This window comes from Glycomyces sp. NRRL B-16210 (genome assembly GCF_000719515.1).
GTDB lineage: Bacteria > Actinomycetota > Actinomycetes > Mycobacteriales > Micromonosporaceae > Glycomyces.
This window is the reverse complement of the sequence record NZ_JOGR01000016.1, coordinates 25,522-40,742: the sequence shown is the minus strand read 5'-3', so window position 1 is coordinate 40,742 and position 15,221 is coordinate 25,522. Positions and strand designations below refer to the sequence as shown.

Annotated in this window: 14 protein-coding genes; 8 read left to right on the top strand and 6 right to left on the bottom strand. The window is 70.8% G+C overall.

The features are described 5' to 3' along the window. The first annotated feature begins 30 nt into the window (after window positions 1-30). The gene (locus IF12_RS0121185) at window positions 31-816 is read left to right on the top strand and encodes a TetR/AcrR family transcriptional regulator (protein WP_035749912.1); all 786 of its coding nucleotides are present in this window, start codon (window positions 31-33) and stop codon (window positions 814-816) included. Here the strand turns inward: IF12_RS0121185 and IF12_RS24475 are convergent. Continuing rightward, window positions 803-1,909: a DUF4253 domain-containing protein gene (locus tag IF12_RS24475; RefSeq protein ID WP_030162073.1), complete on the bottom strand. Its 1,107-nt coding sequence runs from the start codon at window positions 1,907-1,909 to the stop codon at window positions 803-805. The two genes, IF12_RS0121185 and IF12_RS24475, sit on opposite strands and share 14 nt — an antisense overlap. A 166-nt stretch (window positions 1,910-2,075) precedes the next feature. Here IF12_RS24475 and IF12_RS0121175 point away from each other — a divergent pair, with 166 nt between their 5' ends. Together IF12_RS0121175 and IF12_RS0121170 are read left to right on the top strand one after the other, a co-directional pair. Beyond that, window positions 2,076-2,447, top strand: a complete 372-nt coding sequence (locus IF12_RS0121175; RefSeq protein ID WP_030162071.1) for a type II toxin-antitoxin system RelE/ParE family toxin — start codon at window positions 2,076-2,078, stop codon at window positions 2,445-2,447. Then, window positions 2,447-2,731: a helix-turn-helix domain-containing protein gene (locus tag IF12_RS0121170; protein WP_197034825.1), complete on the top strand. Its 285-nt coding sequence runs from the start codon at window positions 2,447-2,449 to the stop codon at window positions 2,729-2,731. Before IF12_RS0121175 ends, IF12_RS0121170 begins: the two co-directional genes overlap by 1 nt. Window positions 2,732-2,854: 123 nt before the next feature. Here the strand turns inward: IF12_RS0121170 and IF12_RS0121160 are convergent, their stop codons facing one another. The 3 genes from IF12_RS0121160 to IF12_RS0121150 form a co-directional block, all read right to left on the bottom strand. Continuing rightward, complete coding sequence (locus IF12_RS0121160) at window positions 2,855-3,616, bottom strand: SGNH/GDSL hydrolase family protein (RefSeq protein ID WP_030162067.1); 762 nt, start codon at window positions 3,614-3,616, stop codon at window positions 2,855-2,857. A 277-nt stretch (window positions 3,617-3,893) separates the two neighbouring features. Continuing rightward, on the bottom strand, window positions 3,894-5,813 hold the full coding sequence (locus tag IF12_RS0121155; RefSeq protein WP_030162065.1) for a beta-galactosidase: 1,920 nt from the start codon (window positions 5,811-5,813) through the stop codon (window positions 3,894-3,896). Between the two features lie 251 nt (window positions 5,814-6,064). Continuing rightward, window positions 6,065-6,895: a hypothetical protein gene (locus IF12_RS0121150; RefSeq protein WP_030162063.1), complete on the bottom strand. Its 831-nt coding sequence runs from the start codon at window positions 6,893-6,895 to the stop codon at window positions 6,065-6,067. Window positions 6,896-7,021: 126 nt separating this feature from the next. Here IF12_RS0121150 and IF12_RS0121145 point away from each other — a divergent pair, with 126 nt between their 5' ends. Beyond that, window positions 7,022-8,308 carry an adenylosuccinate synthase gene (locus IF12_RS0121145; protein WP_030162061.1) on the top strand — a complete coding sequence of 429 codons (1,287 nt, stop codon included), beginning with the start codon at window positions 7,022-7,024 and terminating at the stop codon, window positions 8,306-8,308. A 195-nt stretch (window positions 8,309-8,503) separates the two neighbouring features. Further along, complete coding sequence (locus IF12_RS0121140; protein ID WP_030162059.1) at window positions 8,504-8,938, top strand: hypothetical protein; 435 nt, start codon at window positions 8,504-8,506, stop codon at window positions 8,936-8,938. Here IF12_RS0121140 and IF12_RS0121135 read toward each other — a convergent pair. Both IF12_RS0121135 and IF12_RS0121130 read right to left on the bottom strand, forming a co-directional pair. Continuing rightward, window positions 8,935-10,002, bottom strand: coding sequence for an ice-binding family protein (locus IF12_RS0121135; protein WP_030162058.1), 1,068 nt, complete (start codon window positions 10,000-10,002; stop codon window positions 8,935-8,937). The two genes, IF12_RS0121140 and IF12_RS0121135, sit on opposite strands and share 4 nt — an antisense overlap. Before the next feature lie 220 nt (window positions 10,003-10,222). After that, the gene (locus IF12_RS0121130) at window positions 10,223-11,848 is read right to left on the bottom strand and encodes a sugar ABC transporter permease (protein WP_030162057.1); all 1,626 of its coding nucleotides are present in this window, start codon (window positions 11,846-11,848) and stop codon (window positions 10,223-10,225) included. A 435-nt stretch (window positions 11,849-12,283) separates the two neighbouring features. Between IF12_RS0121130 and IF12_RS0121125 the strand changes: the two genes are divergently transcribed. The 3 genes from IF12_RS0121125 (at window position 12,284) to IF12_RS0121115 (ending at window position 15,118) form a co-directional block, all read left to right on the top strand. Further along, window positions 12,284-13,444: a hypothetical protein gene (locus IF12_RS0121125; protein ID WP_030162056.1), complete on the top strand. Its 1,161-nt coding sequence runs from the start codon at window positions 12,284-12,286 to the stop codon at window positions 13,442-13,444. Window positions 13,445-13,584: 140 nt separating this feature from the next. Next, window positions 13,585-14,418 carry an alpha/beta fold hydrolase gene (locus IF12_RS0121120; protein WP_030162055.1) on the top strand — a complete coding sequence of 278 codons (834 nt, stop codon included), beginning with the start codon at window positions 13,585-13,587 and terminating at the stop codon, window positions 14,416-14,418. Between the two features lie 106 nt (window positions 14,419-14,524). Continuing rightward, on the top strand, window positions 14,525-15,118 hold the full coding sequence (locus tag IF12_RS0121115) for a hypothetical protein (protein WP_133884069.1): 594 nt from the start codon (window positions 14,525-14,527) through the stop codon (window positions 15,116-15,118). Window positions 15,119-15,221: the final 103 nt, after the last annotated feature.

Genomic DNA, 15,221 nt, shown 5'->3' with positions numbered 1-15,221 from the left:
GGTTTGCAAGCACGTTATTATGAGGCCCCTATGGCGACACCACAGACGGGGGCGGGCGACCCCAAACGAAGCCTCGAACTGCTCTGGCGCGAGTTCGAGCCGCAGTCCAGCCGCCCCGGGCCCAAACCCCGCCTGACCATCGAGCAGATCGCCGAGGCCGCGGTCGCCCTGGCCGACCGCGACGGCATCGCCGCGGTCAACATGCGCGACGTCGCCGCCGAGCTGGGCGTGGGCACGATGACCCTCTACCGGTACGTCCCCGGCAAGGGCGAGCTGCTCGACCTCATGGTCGACATCGTCTCCGACCCCAAGGAGGACGCCGCGCGGGCCGCCGGCATGGGGTGGCGGGAGGTCCTCGAGTACGTCGCCGACTCCACGTTGGAGTTCTACCAGGCCCACCCGTGGATGCTCGAGATCAACCAGCGTCGCCCGGTGCTCGGGCCCGGGAGCCTCGCGGGGTACGAGCTCGCTTTGACGGCGTTCGAGCGCCACACGATACCCAACCGGGAGGCGAACCTGATCGTCACGGCGATCTGGAGCATCGTCACCGGCACCGCGCTGTCCTACATGGTCAGCGATACGCCCGCCGAGCAGGGCGGGCCGGTGAGCACCGAGGAGGAGTGGTGGGAGGCGCAGTTGCCGTACCTGGAGCGCGCGGTCGCGTCGGGGCGCTTCCCCGCGCTCGGGCGCGTCCAGGACGAGAACGCCTGGGAGATCCAGGCGCAGGAGGCGATGCGCTACGCCCTCGACACGTTCCTCGACGGCATCGCCGCCCGCATGGAGGCCAGCCGCGTGGAGCGGCCTAAGACCACCTGAAGTACCAGGCCCGCGAGCGGATCATGTGCTCGGCCAGGTCCTCCAGGGTGGGCACGCCGGAGTCGAGGAGGTCGGGGCAGTAGGCGTAGGCCTCGCCTGCGACCCCGATGGCCTCTTCGGCGCTCGGCGGGTGGGGGACGTACAGCTCGACCACGTCGTAGGTCATGGCGACCAGCTCGGCCTCGAAGCGGCGGTTCCAGCTGCGCAGGACGGCCGCGTGCTCGGCGCCGTACAGCTCCCAGTTCGTCGAGCCCTTCCAGGGGAACATCGCGGGGATCTTCCAGCCCGCGTCGGTCTCGACGAGGCCGACCATGCCCTCGCGCTGGGGGGTGGCGAAGTCGGTGTCGCCGCGGCGGGGCAGGATCGGCACGCCGCGGGCGGGCTCGCCGGCTTCGGCGGCCTTGTCGTGCAGGAGCTCGGCGGGGTCGATCTCGTCGGCGCGGGCGAGTTCGTCGTCGCCTTCGTGGATGATCGCCTCGCCGTTGTCGCGCCACTCCTCGGGGGCGCCGAGGAGCACGGGCATCCAGCCGGTGGCCTCGGCGGCCTGGCGGATGTCGAGCCACCAGCGCAGGGCCTCGGAGGCGCGGACGCCGAAGGCCCACATGGCGGTGTCGCCGCGACGCACGAGCTGGTGCATCTTGGGCACGGCGAGGCCGGCGGCGCGCAGGTCGGCGCGGGGGGAGCCGGCGATGTCCATGGCCTCGTCGGCGTCGATGCGGGGCATCATCTCGTCGCGGCCGGTGCCCGGCTGGCGCGGCGGCTCGGGCTTGTCCAGGGAGAGCAGTTCGCGGCGGGGCCGCTCGGGCACGAAGATCTCGGGTGGCACGGGCCGGTCCCCGTCCGGTTCGGGCTCGGCCGTCAGCACGGTGCCGTCGGGCTGGTCCTCGGGCTCCGGTTCGAGCGCGGGCACGAGCCTGAGGCCGGTGGCGGCCGGCGTTGCGAGAGCGATGCTGTCCTCCTCGGGGGCGTCGGCCGGGGGTGCTTCCCGGTCGGTCTCGGGGGCGGCATCGTCGAGGGCGCCTGAGGTCGGGCCGGGCTCGGAGGCCGGCTCGGGCTCAGGGTTCGCTGAGGGTTGGGCGGCGGGATCTGGCACTGAATCAGGTGTGTCCCGGCGCCCCAACAGACGCTGGAGAAGTCCCACAGTTCTCCATGATGCCCTGTCCCGCTCCGCCGCGCCACGCCCACCCCCGATTCGGTCGCCGAGTCGTTGCGCGTGTCGCTCATGAGTTATACCATCGATGGCATATACCGTCGAATGCATGAGCCTGTACTTCTCCATCGAGCTGGAACCCGAGGTGAAGAAGTGGCTGGACGCGCTGCCGCGATCGGAGTACGACAGGGTCGAGTTCTACGGGGACCTGCTCGCCGAGTTCGGGGAGGACCTCGGGGAGCCCTATACGCGCCATCTGGGCGGCAAACTCCGCGAGCTGCGATTCCACTTGCCGAACCGGCAGGTCCGGATCACCTACTGGTTGGCCCCGGACCGGCGGATCGTCCTGCTCACCGTGTTCGCGAAGACGCGGCCTCGGGAGCGGTCCGAGGTCGAGCGGGCGCGCCAAGCGCTGATCGAGTGCCAGTCGTGGCACGACCACGCGACCGCCGTTTACGATCGGGACTGGGAGGAGCAATGATGCGCAAGTCTGGGGATCACACCGTGTGGCGCCGATCCGGTGGCCACTCCGAGGACTACGAGGACGCCCGCCGCGCGTTCCTGCTGGGGCGCATGGTCTACGAGCGCCGCAGGGCGCTCGGGCTGAGCCAGGTCGAACTGGCCGAGCGCGCCGAGATGACCCAGCCGCAGCTCTCCCGGCTCGAAGGCGGCGGCGTCACGCCGACCATCCCGCTCCTGGAACGGCTTGCCACCGCGCTCGAGGTGGACCTCGTGATCGACTTCGCGCCGCGCGTCGCGGCCTAGCGGCCGCGGCCCTTTCGGAAGAGGATGCCGAAGAAGAAGGCGCAGGTCATGATGATGACCATGATCGCCAGGAGTTTGAGCAGGAGGCCCATCAGCACTTCGCAATCGGGTTCGTGGCGTGCATCATTGCACCTCGGTGAGGTCGGGGCGCTTCGGAGCGACGGTATCCCCGCTGGACTTCCCGGTCAAGCGCCGCTTGACCCACGGCGCCAGGTGCCTGCCGGCCCACTGCACGCCGTTCATCTCGCGGCGCGGCCTCGGCAGGTCCGGCAGCGGCTCGGCCCAGGCCGGGTCCGGTTCGACCTCGAGCGCCCGGCACACGTCGTAGGCGACGCGCTCGTGGCCGAGGGTGTTGAGGTGGAGCCGGTCGGCCGACCACAGGCGCGGGTCGTCGAAGGCCCGGTCCGCCCACAGGTCGACCAGGATCGCGTCGTGGCGCTTGGCGACGCGCTTGTACGCGTCGTTGGTGGCGATGAAGCGCTTGCGCAGCACCGAGATGCCGGGGATGTGCGGGGTGATGTCGGCGCAGGTGAAGAGGACGACCTCCGCGCCGGAGGCCTTGAGCAGGCGGACCACCTCGTGGGCGCGGGTGGACAGCTGCGTCGCGTTGAAGCCCGGGCGCAGGGCGTCGTTGCCGCCCGCGGCGAAGGAGACCAGGTCGGGGCTCTGCTTGATGGCGGGCACGACCTGCTCGTCGACGATCCGGTCGAACAGGCGGCCCCGCACGGCGAGGTTGGCGTAGGCGAAGCCGGGCCACTGCCCGGCGGCACGGCGGGCGAACAGATCGGCCCAACCGCGGAACCGGTCACTGCCCGGGTCCGGGTCGCCGACCCCTTCGGTGAAACTGTCGCCGATGGCCACGAAACTCGAGTACGCCGTCGCCAATGCCCCCCACCTCCGTATTCGCCGCTGCGCCCCGCGATGCAACCGCGTGGGCGCTGACCAGCATGCCTCACGAAGATAACGATCGGATTGCAATCAGGTGGCGAGCGAGGCCACAGCCGTTCGGGGGCCCGCGGGACGCAAGCGGCCGAAGGGTCGAAACCCTTCGGCCGCTTGTGTTCTCAGCGCTGTCGCGGATCGGACTGTCGGGCCTGTGACACCGGTGTGAACGCCCGGTTCGCACCCGGTGTCCGTCCAGCCCCACTGGCGGCCCTGTCCGTCAGGCGTGCTCGCGGTGGACGACCACTTCCCCGGCGGGCACCTCGACCACCGCGTCGGCGGACTTGACCTTCGCGTCGGCCTCGGTGTGGTTGACGCAGATCAGCCAGCTCCGCCCGTCCTCGTGGGCGCGGCGCACGACCTCGACGCCCGTGGGCGCCTCGGCGACCGGGGCGACGCCCGCGTCCCCGGCTGCGGCGGCGACGATCCGGTCGAGGGTCGCCGCGTCGGGGAAGGTCGTCAGGTAGTGCGCGGTGCCCTCGCCGAAGCGGTTGACCAGCCAGGCCGGGGTGCCGTCGGCGTAGGTGTCGCGGACCTCGGCGCCGGTGGACTCGGCCGCCTCGCTCCAGAGGGTCCCGGTCCCGCCCGAGGCCAGCGCCACGGTCGCGTCGACGAGCGGGTAGAACTCCTCGGTGCGCACGCCGAGCACGTCGCGGATCGCGCCGGGGTAGCCGCCGAGGTAGACCGTGTCGGTCTCGTCGGCGATCCCGGAGTAGGGGGTGACGAGCACGGTGCCGCCGCCTTCGACGTAGCGGCGCAGGTTCGCCGCGCCCTTGTGTGACAGCAGGTAGAGGGCGGGGACGACGACGAGCTTGTAGCCTGTGAGGTCTCCTTCGGGTTCGGCCACGTCGGTGGTGATCCCGGCGCGCCACAGGGCCGCGTAGTAGTCGTTGAAGACCGCTTGCGGGTCGAGGTCGGTGGTGGGCCGGGCCTCGTGCTCCTGGGCCCAGCGGTTGGGGAAGTCCCACAGGATCGCGGTGTCGGCGCTGACGCGGGAGCCTTCGAGTTCGGCGAGGTCGCCCAGGCGGGCGCCGAGTTCGCAGACCTCGCGCCAGATCTTGGAGTCGGTGCCGGCGTGCGGGACCATCCCGGAGTGCCATTTCTCGGCGCCCTGCTTGGAGGCGCGCCATTGGAAGAACATGACGGCGTCGGCGCCGCGCGCGAAGTGCGCGAGGGAGTTGCGGAGCATCTCGCGGGGGGCCTTGGCGCGGTTGCGGCCCTGCCAGTTGACCGCGGAGGTGGAGTGCTCCATGAGGATCCAGGGCTTGCCGGCGCCGAGGGAGCGGGCGTAGTCGGCGGCGAAGGCGAGGTTGACGTGCGGGTCTTCGCCGACCAGGTAGTGGTCGGTGGAGACGACGTCGACGACTTCGGAGAACTCCCACAGGTCGATGTCGGCGTGGGAGCCGGTCATGAAGTTGGTGGTCAAGGGCTTGTCGGAGTATTTGCGGATGACCTCGGCCTCGGCGAGGTAGTTGCGGACGAGCCGGTTGGAGGAGTAGCGCTTCCAGTCGAGGACCTGGCCGGGGTTGGGGATGGTCGGGGTCGGGAGCGGGGCGTAGACCTGGTCCCAGGAGGAGTAGGCCTGGGACCAGAAGGCGGTCCCCCAGGCGTCGTTGAGGCCGTCGAGGTCGCCGTAGCGTTCGCGCAGCCAGACGCGGAACTTCGCGGTCGCGGCCCCCGAGTAGGAGCGGGCGTTGTGGCAGCCGTACTCGTTGTGGACGTGCCACAGGGCGAGGGCGGGGTGGTCTGCGTAGCGGCGGGCGAGCTGCTCGGTGATGGCGAGGGCCTTAACGAGGTAGACGTCCGAGGAGGGGTCGAAGCCCTGGCGGGAGCCGTGGGTGAGCTGGCGGCCCTCGTCGTCGACCATGCCGGCCTCGGGGTAGGTCGCGGCGAACCAGGGCGGCGGGGAGGCGGTGGGGGTGGCCAGGCAGGCTTCGATGCCGTTGGCGGCGAGGAGGTCGAGGACCTCGTCGAACCAGGCGAACTCGTAGCGGCCCTCTTCGGGTTCGAGCTGGGCCCAGGAGAAGATGCCGACGCTGACGCGGTTGACGCCGGCCTCGCGCATGAGCCGCATGTCCTCGGCCCACGTCTCGCGGGGCCACTGCTCGGGGTTGTAGTCACCGCCGTAGACGATGGCCATGGTGGAGCTCCTTCGCTCGCAGAGGGTTGGGTGCGCACCCAAGGCTACGGCAACCGGTTGCAAGCTTCAAGGCCTTCGACCAGCTTTTTCACACCGTTTCATTAAGTGGCGGAGGTCTCGAAACCGCTCTCCGAGCACCGAGGATGCCTCGCATCCCTGGAACGTCGGACCCCCATGTCAGGGTTGTGGCGGGGGACCCATCGCATGTCCACTTTGGACGATATTCGAATCGGTCGGCCGTCAGCCCCGGCTCAGGCCCCCGCGTACCAGCCGGCCGCGCCGGGCTCGATCCACCAGGTGCGCTTGCGCTTGAGCTCGCCGACCAGGCCGTCCTGCACGAACGTCACCGAGTCGTCCGGGTGCACCGCCACGGCCCGGCCACGGGCCCGGCGCACCTCGATCCGCAGCTTCTTGCGCAGGCGCCCCACGGTCACCGGCACCGCCACCGCGACGTCGACCTTCCCGTCGGCCGGGTCGGGCTCGGCCAGCACCATGTCGTCCGCCGCCGCGTACCCGTCCGCGTTCGCGACCACGCACGCGAGGATCTGCTCGCTGCCGTCCGCCAGCACCACGTCGTCGAGGTTGACGACCCCGCGCCACGGCCGGTCGCCGCCGCCGAGCCGCACCCCGTCGATCGCGATCCCGCCGCCGTCGTGGCGCAGCACATCGGTCCGTTTCACCCGTCCCGCCGCGACCGCCTCGGCGACCTCGGCGGGCTTCTCTGGCAGTTCAAGTCGCGTGACGATTCCCGGGACCGCGCCCAGCGGCAGGACCGCCAGTGCGGGCAGGTCGGGGATCGTGCGCCCGTCGGGCAGGCCCTCGGGCCGCTTGCTCGGCGCCGGGATCGCGTGCCGCACCAGCCGCGCCAGCACCGCGTTGACCTGCTCGTCCGTGTCGGCCGCGAGCACGATGCGCGCGTGGGGATCCTCGAGGACGGGGTCGATCTCCTCAGGCTTGGCGGCCTCGACGGTGCGCACCTGCGCGCCCCGCGCTCGGAGATCGTCGACCAGGTGCAGCGTCTGGGTGCGCGGCCCGGGATTCGAGCAGTTCGTCTCCACGAGTGTCAACACGACAACGTTCACGCCCGCCACCCTACGGTGTGACGGGGACCCGATTCATAGTGCTCAGCCCTGCTGAGACCCCGGATAAATGAATGCAAGTAGGCTTACCAGGTAATCGGGTGATCAACTTCCCGGGAGGATGGGCAGATGCCAGCGATCGCGGTCGTCGGAACGCAGTGGGGCGACGAGGGCAAGGGGAAGGTCACCGACCTGCTCGGCGCCGAGATGGACTACGTCGTGCGCTACCAGGGCGGCAACAACGCGGGCCACACCGTGGTGACGCCGGACGGCACCAAGTACGCCATCCACCTCGTCCCGGTGGGCATCCTGACCCCGGGCGTGGTCCCGGTGATCGCCAACGGCGTGGTCGTGGACCCGAAGTTCCTCATCGCCGAGCTCGACGAGCTGACCACCGGCGGCGTGGACGTCTCGAACCTGAAGCTCTCGGCGGACGCGCACCTCATCATGCCCCACCACCGGGCCCTCGACCGCGTGGTCGAGCGGTACCTGGGCGGCGCGCGCATCGGCACCACCGGCCGCGGCATCGGCCCGGCCTACGCAGACAAGGTCGCGCGCCAGGGCATCCGCGTGCAGGACCTGCTCGACCCGAAGATCCTCTCCATCAAGCTGGAGCAGATCCTCCGCGAGAAGAACCAGATCCTCGTGAAGGTCTACAACCGCAAGGCGATCGACCCGGCCGCGGTGGTCGAGGAGTACCTGGCCTACGCCGAGCGGCTGAAGCCGTACATCGCCGACACCCGCCTGCTGCTGAACCAGGCGCTCGACGCGGGCAAGAACGTGCTCCTCGAAGGCGCGCAGGCGACCATGCTCGACGTGGACCACGGCACCTACCCGTTCGTGACCTCCTCGAACCCGACCACGGGCGGGGCGTGCGTGGGCACCGGCATCGCGCCGAACAAGATCACCACCTCGATCGGCATCATCAAGGCCTACACGACCCGCGTCGGCTCCGGTCCGTTCCCGACCGAGCTGTTCGACGAGTTCGGCGAGTTCCTGCTCAAGAAGGGCGGGGAGTACGGCGTGACCACCGGCCGCCGCCGCCGCTGCGGCTGGTTCGACGCGGTGCTGGGCCGGTACGCGGTGCGCGTCAACGGGATCACCGACCTGTTCGTGACCAAACTGGACGTGCTCTCCGAGCTCGAGCGGGTCCCGATCTGCGTCGCGTACGAAGTGGACGGTGAGCGCGTGGAGGAGATGCCCATGACGCAGACCGGTGTGCACCATGCGAAGCCGATCTACGAGTACCACGACGGCTGGTTCGAGGACGTGCGCCACTGCCGCAAGTTCGACGAGCTTCCCGCCGCGGCCCAGTCGTACATCGAGCGCCTCGAAGAGCTCTGCGGCGCAAGGGTGAGCGTCGTGGGCGTGGGCCCGGGACGCGAAGAGAACATCATCCGCCACCCGATGATCTGACAGCACAAGCAAAGCAGCGGGCCCCGGCAGAGCCGGGGCCCGCTTCGCCGTCTCAGGAACCGCTGCCTGCAGGTGGGATTGCGTTGCGGTGCAGCGATTTCGGTGGTGGGTCGTTCGGGCGGAAAGCCGCGCGGGCTGCGGGCTCGGCGTTGTCGCGGTAGCCTGCGGGCGAGTTCTCTCTGGAAGGAGCCCTCTATGTCCGATGCCTCCGCGGACGGCGGTTTCATCAGTGTCGCCGCCGACCGCGACTCGGTCTCCATGGGCGACGATGTCGACAGTCACGCCACGACTATTCTACTGCCGCAAGTGGTCACGCTCGGCGAGGCGATCGCGTTGATCGCCCTTGAATTCAGCCTCGGATCGAACACGACCTGGAGCGTCGAGGTCGACGGGGCGACGGTCGCCGTCGAGGCCCGCCAGATCCAGGACCGGCTCTTCCTGGTCGATCCCGAGACGCCCTTCACCGGATCGAACGTCCACTTCCGGTACCACATGCAGCGGGACGCCCACGAGGTCAAGGCCGAACTGTCCAGGGCCGCAACGTTATCGAGCGGTCCAGCATCGGTCCCTTCCAGGAGTCCCGAACGGGCAGCCGGTCCGCTCACGAGCGGGCCGGCTGCCCTCGGCTAACTCTCCAGTCGGGCTCTGCGCCAGGCGAGGAGCACGAACAGGCCGCCGACCGCGGCCAGCGCGAGTCCCGCGGTCACGATGACCGGCCACGCCCCGCCGCCGGTGGCCGCCAGTCCGGCTCCCGGCTTGAAGCCGGAGTCCGAACCGTTCCCGTCCGAACCGTTCCCGTCCGAACCGTTCCCGTCGCCCGGGCCTCCGTTGGAGGGACCGCCGGAGGTCGGGCCTCCGGGCCCGTTCGTGGTCGGGCCGCCGGTGGGGCCGTCCGTCGGCGGGCCGTCGGTGGTGGGCCCGTCCGTAGGAGCGTCCGTGGTCGGGGACGGGGGCACGTCGGGTGCGCACTCCGGTTCGGTGATGGTGTTGTCGTCGAGCGTCACCGCGGCGGTCTGCGCGAGCGCGCGGCCTTCGAGGGTCGCGCCGGTGTTCATGGTGATCGCGGTCGAGGCCATGATGTTCCCGATGAAGTCCGATCCGGTGCCGAGCGTCGCCGAGCTGCCGACCTGCCAGTAGACGTTGCACGGCGAGGAGCCGTTGATGAAGATGACGCTGCTGTTCGAGGCGGTGATGAGCGTCGAGTCGATCTGGAAGATGAAGACGGCCTCCGGGTTCTCCTGGAGGTCGAGTGTCAGTTGGCCGGTAAGTTGCGCCGCGGCGATCCGGTAGATGCCGGGTGTCAGGGTCGATCCGCCGAGTTCGGCGGGCAGGGAGACGAACGGGGTGCGTCCCGCCGCATCGTTGTAGGCGGTGGTGAGGTCGAGTTTCGCCTGTTCGGCGACCGCGTCCGCGAGGTGGATCGCGCCGCCGACCTCGCCGGGCGGGAAGCCCGGGGCGGTGCTGCCGGGGTGCACGCCGAGGTTCTGTTCGAGGAAGGTGTCTCCGGTGTTGGTGACGGTCGAGCCCGCCAGGACCGAGAAGTCGGCGGCCGTTCCCAATCCGACCGGGGCGCTCTGCGCGTAGGCGCCGCTCGGGTGCCACATCATCAGGCCCGCGACGAGGCCTACGGCCGCTGGAATGGCGATCATGAACGCGCGCATGCGCAGCCGCGAGGTCCGTTGCCGTGCCGTCATTGGATGACTCCGTTTCTGCCGTGAGGCAGTGTGTTCGCTGATCGGGCAAGTCGTCGGCAGCGCTGAAAAGCGCAATGTGCTCACCCAAACACATTTCGGGGTCGTCCACTTCGGTTTCACGGGGATGGACCGGCGTTTGGCGCGGACCGGGACGGCCCCCGTGTCGACGAGGGCCGTCCCGTGTCGTCCTGTCTGCCGGAACCCGGGTTCCGGCCTGCGATTACTTTCCGATGTGGATGGCGACTCGCGGCAGGTACCAGATCGCGGCGGCCACGGCGGCCACGGCGAGGGGGAGGAAGATCGCCACCGGGTAGCCGACGCCCACGCCGAAGCCGGCGTCGAAGTTCATGAGGCTCGTCAGGTTCGAGACCATCGCGACCCAGGCGTTCGGCTGGTCCGGCAGGCCGGTCAGCGACTGCCAGTACGAGTCCTGGCCGTTGGCGACCAGCACGGCCAGGCCGACCAGGGCGGCCAGCGGCCAGCCCGCGCGGAACAGCGTGGCGCCGGCGGCCCCGGGCGACCAGCCCTCGTTGAGCATGGCGCGGCGGCGGTTCTCCAGGCCCCAGAACAGGGCGGTGAGCAGGAACAGCGCGGGAACGGCGATCCACGCGCGCGGGGCCAGGCTCATGTACGTCCCGTAGTCCTCCGCGTCGCGCAGGCCCATGTAGTTCGACAGGGCCAGCGGGCCGGAGCCGACGAAAAGCCAAGGGGCGAACGGCAGCAGCAGCCACAGGGACTTGTCGCCGAGGGGCCGGAGCGTCCCGATCGCGATGGCGCCGGCCAGCGCCGCCGCGAACCCGATCCCGGTGGTCACCAGCGCGGTTCCCCACGTGTTCGACAGGACGGTGCCGGACTCGTACGGTTCGGCCGAGCCGTCGCCGATCCGGGAGAGCCACGGCCACAGGGTCATGAGCGTCCCGGTCGCGAACAGTGCGAGGAGCACGATCGCGCCGATCCCGGGGCCGGCGCGGAACGGGCGCGGCTGCTCGGGTCCGGGTGCGATGTCGATGCGCACTCGCGCGCCGATGACCAGGAACGCGGCGGCGAGTCCCAAGAGCGCCAAGGGGACGAGCACCGCGACCGAGGCGGCCTGTCCGAGGCCGAAGTCGGCATTGCGGAAGCTGATGCCGTAGACGTGGGCGAGCGGGCTGGTCGGCCGCAGGCCCGTCAGGGCGCTGAAGGTGTAGGCCTGGAGGCCCGCGGCGAGGATCGCGAGGCCGGTCAGGCCGGCGGCTGCCAGAACGGTGCCGACGCGTCTGCCGGTGTCGGCGCCGCCGCGGAAGGCCGCGAGGCCGACCAGGAGGCCGATGCCGAAGACGGTGCCCGAGGCGATCGCGACCCAGGAGGACAGGGAGACCGCTTCGGCCATCTGCGAGCCGGGTTCGGTGAACCGCTCGAACTCGTCGGCCTTGAGAGCGACGGTCCAGGCGAGGGGGGCGAAGGAGAGGGCGGCCAGGACCGCGATGATCCGGCCGGCGAGGCGCACGCCGCGTCCGGCGAGGTGGACGCACCAGGCGACGAGGAAGGCGACGACCGCGCCGCTGAGGGCCGAGCCGAGGGCGACCAGTCCGTAGGTGAGCACGCCTTCGAGGAAGGCCTGGTCGCCGAAGAGCTTCGAGTAGTTCTCGCCGCCGACGGGCGCGCCTTCGGCCCCGAAGCCGCTTCCGGATCTCGTGCTTTCGTCGATCGCTCGGAGCGTGGGCAGCACGTAGGCGTAGACCAGTGCGACGAGCGGGACGATGAGCAGGAGCCAGCCGAAGAGCGCGCGGCCGCCGCCGGTCGGCGGCTGAGGAGGCTGGGGCGGCTGCGGTGGCGGGATCTCTTGGGGGGCGGGAGAAGTCGACATCTGCACTCCGATTCCGTGGTGGTCCGGGCGGCAACTCGCCATGGAAAGTGACGTAGGCCATCCCACCCTAGTCGGCGACCGCAAGCGAAGGCACAGCTCCCGGGGAGGTCAAAGCGCCCCAGGCGTAGCGAACCGGCTGTCAGGAGGTCGAACAGTCGCCGCGGCGAGAGACCGCCGCCGACATAGCGAAACCGCGTGTGCCGACCGCTGTCGCCGAGGCTGCGGTCGGCGGACATGCCCGCCACGTACGGATGAACGGGGCGCCGCGGGTGGCACGGGACGGTTAGCCTGATGCCCCTCTTCCCATGCAGCCGAACCGCTTCGATCCGGCTCGACCGCCCCGAACCCGATCACGCGCCGCCCATGCCCGGCCGGTGATCCTCGGCGGTGCTGGTCGAACCCGGTTGCGGGAGCCGTGAGGTCAAGGAGCGTCCCATGCACTCGTACCCGGGCCCGCCGACAGGATCCACCCTCGCCGCGCAGACCGTGTCGCTGTCGGAGTCGGGCCCGGCCGCGCAGATGTACGGCTCGCTCGCGGCGGTCCTGGCCGGTTTCGCCTTCACCGGGCTCGTGCTGTACCTGGAGCGCCAGCAGCACCGCCCCAAAGGGCACGGCCGGTCGGCCACCCGCTACCGGCACATCGACCCCACCTCGGTCGTCAAGACGCTTTTCTACGCCATGTGCGCCTTGGTCATCTGCGCGTTCCTGTACGCGAGGCTCGCCGGGAACTCCGACACCCCCGGCCGGGTCCTGCTCGGCCTCTCCCTGTGCGGCACGGTGCTCGGCCCGGCGGTGCTGTCGCTGTTCTACGCGCTGAACCTCGCCATGGCCACGCACGACCTGACGCAGTCGAGCGCGCGGACCACCCGGTGGGCGGTGGCCGCGGTCGGCCCGGCGGTGGTCGTCAGCCTGATGGCGGACCTGCTCGACAGCTCGTGGCGGTACAGCTGCGGCCAGGCGTGCCCGGCCTGGCAGTCGCCGCGCTGGTGGTGCCTCGGGCTGGCGCTGGTGTTCCTGCTGGCGGGGCTGCTGCTCACGCTTCCCGCCGTGCAGCGGGTGCGGCGCCTGCGGCTGATGGTGCGGTGGCTGCTGCGCCGGAACCCGGTCCAGTCCGCCGCGGACCTGCTGCTGACGCGGCCGCACTTCCCCGCGCTCGTCACGGTCGTGATCGGGTCGGCGATCGGGGTGGGCTCGTTCTGGTCCAGGGACATGACGAGCACGCCCGGGGAGGACCTCGATCCGCGCGCGTGGGTGTACCCGGTCCTGGTGCTCACCGCGATCGTGCTGGGCATCTTCGCGTTCGCGTCCGGAAGCGTCCTGGACCCGGCGCCGACGGCGAGGCCCGTCCGGCGCAAGGTCGCCGGGCGGTTCCTGGACTTCGCGGTGGTCATCGGCACGCAGCGGGTGCGGGTGTCGGACGCGGCCACCGGCCGCGTGCTCGGCACGGTCGTCGGCTTCAAGTCGAAGCGCTCGAAGTTCAAGCCCTGGAACGCGATCGGCGCGCGGTTGCTCGCCGAGCGCTTCGCGGACGCCGAGCCGGTCAAGGACGTCGCCGCCCGGATCCTGGAGGCCGACAGGTCCGATCGCCCGTGCTGAGGGCCGCCGGTGAGCGAGACCGCACGGTTCGCGCAATCGGGTCGCCGCCTCCGGCGGGATCGGGAGTTACAGTCGAGTCGCATGCCGCTCAAGCGGATTCGCTTCGGAGCGGCGACGAGATCGATCCGGAAAGGTCCACAATGCCTGTCGTCGAGCTCTCCCTCGGTCCGGTGTCCTATGAGGACACCGGTTCGGGACCCGTCGTCCTGCTGCTGCACGGGCTCTTGCAGTCGGCGAACGTCTGGCGGGAGGTCGCCGCCGACCTGGCCGCCGACCACCGCGTCATCGCCCCGACCCTGCCCTACGGCAGCCACGCCGTCGCGCTGCGGCCCGACGCCGACTTCTCGCCGCGGACCGCCGCGCTCCTGATCGGCGAGTTCGCCGACGCACTCGACCTGCCCGGCGACACCGTGTTCGTCGAGAACGACTCCGGGCGCCTCCAGCAGCTCGTCGCCGAGCGCCCCGAACGCGTGGGCCGCATGGTCATCGCCGGATGCGAGGCGTTCGACAACTACCCGCCGAAATCGGGCGGCACGCTGCTCGCGACCGCCGCGAAGATCCCCGGCGGCCTCCGCGCGATCGCCCTGGCGCTCACCCCGCGCCCGATGCGCCGCATCCCGGGCACCGGCTACGCCGTCATGTCCTTCAAAGGCGTCCCCGACGACCTCACCGACTCCTGGCTGCGGCCGCTGCGCTCCGACCGCGCCGCGCGGGCCGACCTCGTCAAGTACCTCAAGGCCACCCGGCGCGAAGCGATGCTCGAAGCCGCCGAGCGGCTCCCCGACTACCCGGGGCGGGCGCTCGTCGTCTGGGGCCGGCAGGACCGGATGATGCCCCCTGAGCACGGCCGCCGCCTCGCCGAACTCCTCCCCGGCGCCGAACTCGTGGAGCTCGACGAATGCGGCACCCTCATCCCGATCGACCGGCCGCGCGCCCTCGCCGAGGCCGTCCGCCGCTTCGCTCGGCAGCCGTAGACGTGCGTCAGGGCCGCGGGTGCGGCCGGGCCGGCCGCACCCGCGGCCCTGACGCACGTGGCACGGATCGATACGCATCGCTAGAGTTGCGTCTCGGAGGTGAGCTGTGCGAAGAAGCTCTGAGTGGATCGTCGTCGAGCCCAGCTCCCCCTCCCGTCGGATCTCGTCCCTCGTGCTCTACGCGCTGGCCTGCTCGACCGTCATCGCCGCGCTCGTCGGGCTCGTGCGCACCGAACCGGGCACCCTCGACTCCGGCGAGCCCAACCCGGTCGCCGCCCTGCCCGGCTTCTTCACCGTCATCGCCGTGATCGGCGCCGTCTGCTTCCTCGTCCCGCTCGTGCGCCCCCCGAGGCTCATGGTCAACCACTTCGGCCTGCGCGTGCGGCCCGGCTTCGGCAAGAGCCTCCTCATCCCCTGGAGCAACGTCGAGGAACTCGCCGCGATCAACGTCGGCTCGCGCCGCCGCGGCAGCGCCTTCCTCCTGCTCGCCACCGACGTCTACCTCGGGCGCGGCGGCTCCGACCGGCCCGGCTTCCTCGGCCGCTCGGTGCTGCGCGAGGCCAACCGCGCCACCGAGGGACTCGTCGCCGGATTCGACCTGGCGGTGCGCTGCAAGGACTTCGCGCTCGAACCGCAGCAGCTCCTCGCGCGCCTGGCCTCGTACGCGCCCGGCCACGTCCAGGTCGTCGACCGCCTCTGAGGACCAGACGGCACGCCTGGGACACCAGTCGTGACGAGGTCGACTTCCGAGTTGCACGGCTTGCCCCAAATGCCGCCCCCTGCCTCCCCCGACTGATCCGTAC

Bases quoted from the DNA above. Each gene is read 5' to 3' on its own strand.
- IF12_RS0121185 (WP_035749912.1), top strand. From the start codon at position 31: ATGGCGACACCACAGACGGGGGCGGGCGACCCCAAACGAAGCCTCGAA.
- IF12_RS0121175 (WP_030162071.1), top strand. From the start codon at position 2,076: ATGAGCCTGTACTTCTCCATCGAGCTGGAACCCGAGGTGAAGAAGTGG.
- IF12_RS0121170 (WP_197034825.1), top strand. From the start codon at position 2,447: ATGCGCAAGTCTGGGGATCACACCGTGTGGCGCCGATCCGGTGGCCAC.
- IF12_RS0121155 (WP_030162065.1), bottom strand. From the start codon at position 5,813: ATGGCCATCGTCTACGGCGGTGACTACAACCCCGAGCAGTGGCCCCGC.
- IF12_RS0121145 (WP_030162061.1), top strand. From the start codon at position 7,022: ATGCCAGCGATCGCGGTCGTCGGAACGCAGTGGGGCGACGAGGGCAAG.
- IF12_RS0121140 (WP_030162059.1), top strand. From the start codon at position 8,504: ATGTCCGATGCCTCCGCGGACGGCGGTTTCATCAGTGTCGCCGCCGAC.
- IF12_RS0121135 (WP_030162058.1), bottom strand. From the start codon at position 10,002: ATGACGGCACGGCAACGGACCTCGCGGCTGCGCATGCGCGCGTTCATG.
- IF12_RS0121130 (WP_030162057.1), bottom strand. From the start codon at position 11,848: ATGTCGACTTCTCCCGCCCCCCAAGAGATCCCGCCACCGCAGCCGCCC.
- IF12_RS0121125 (WP_030162056.1), top strand. From the start codon at position 12,284: ATGCACTCGTACCCGGGCCCGCCGACAGGATCCACCCTCGCCGCGCAG.
- IF12_RS0121120 (WP_030162055.1), top strand. From the start codon at position 13,585: ATGCCTGTCGTCGAGCTCTCCCTCGGTCCGGTGTCCTATGAGGACACC.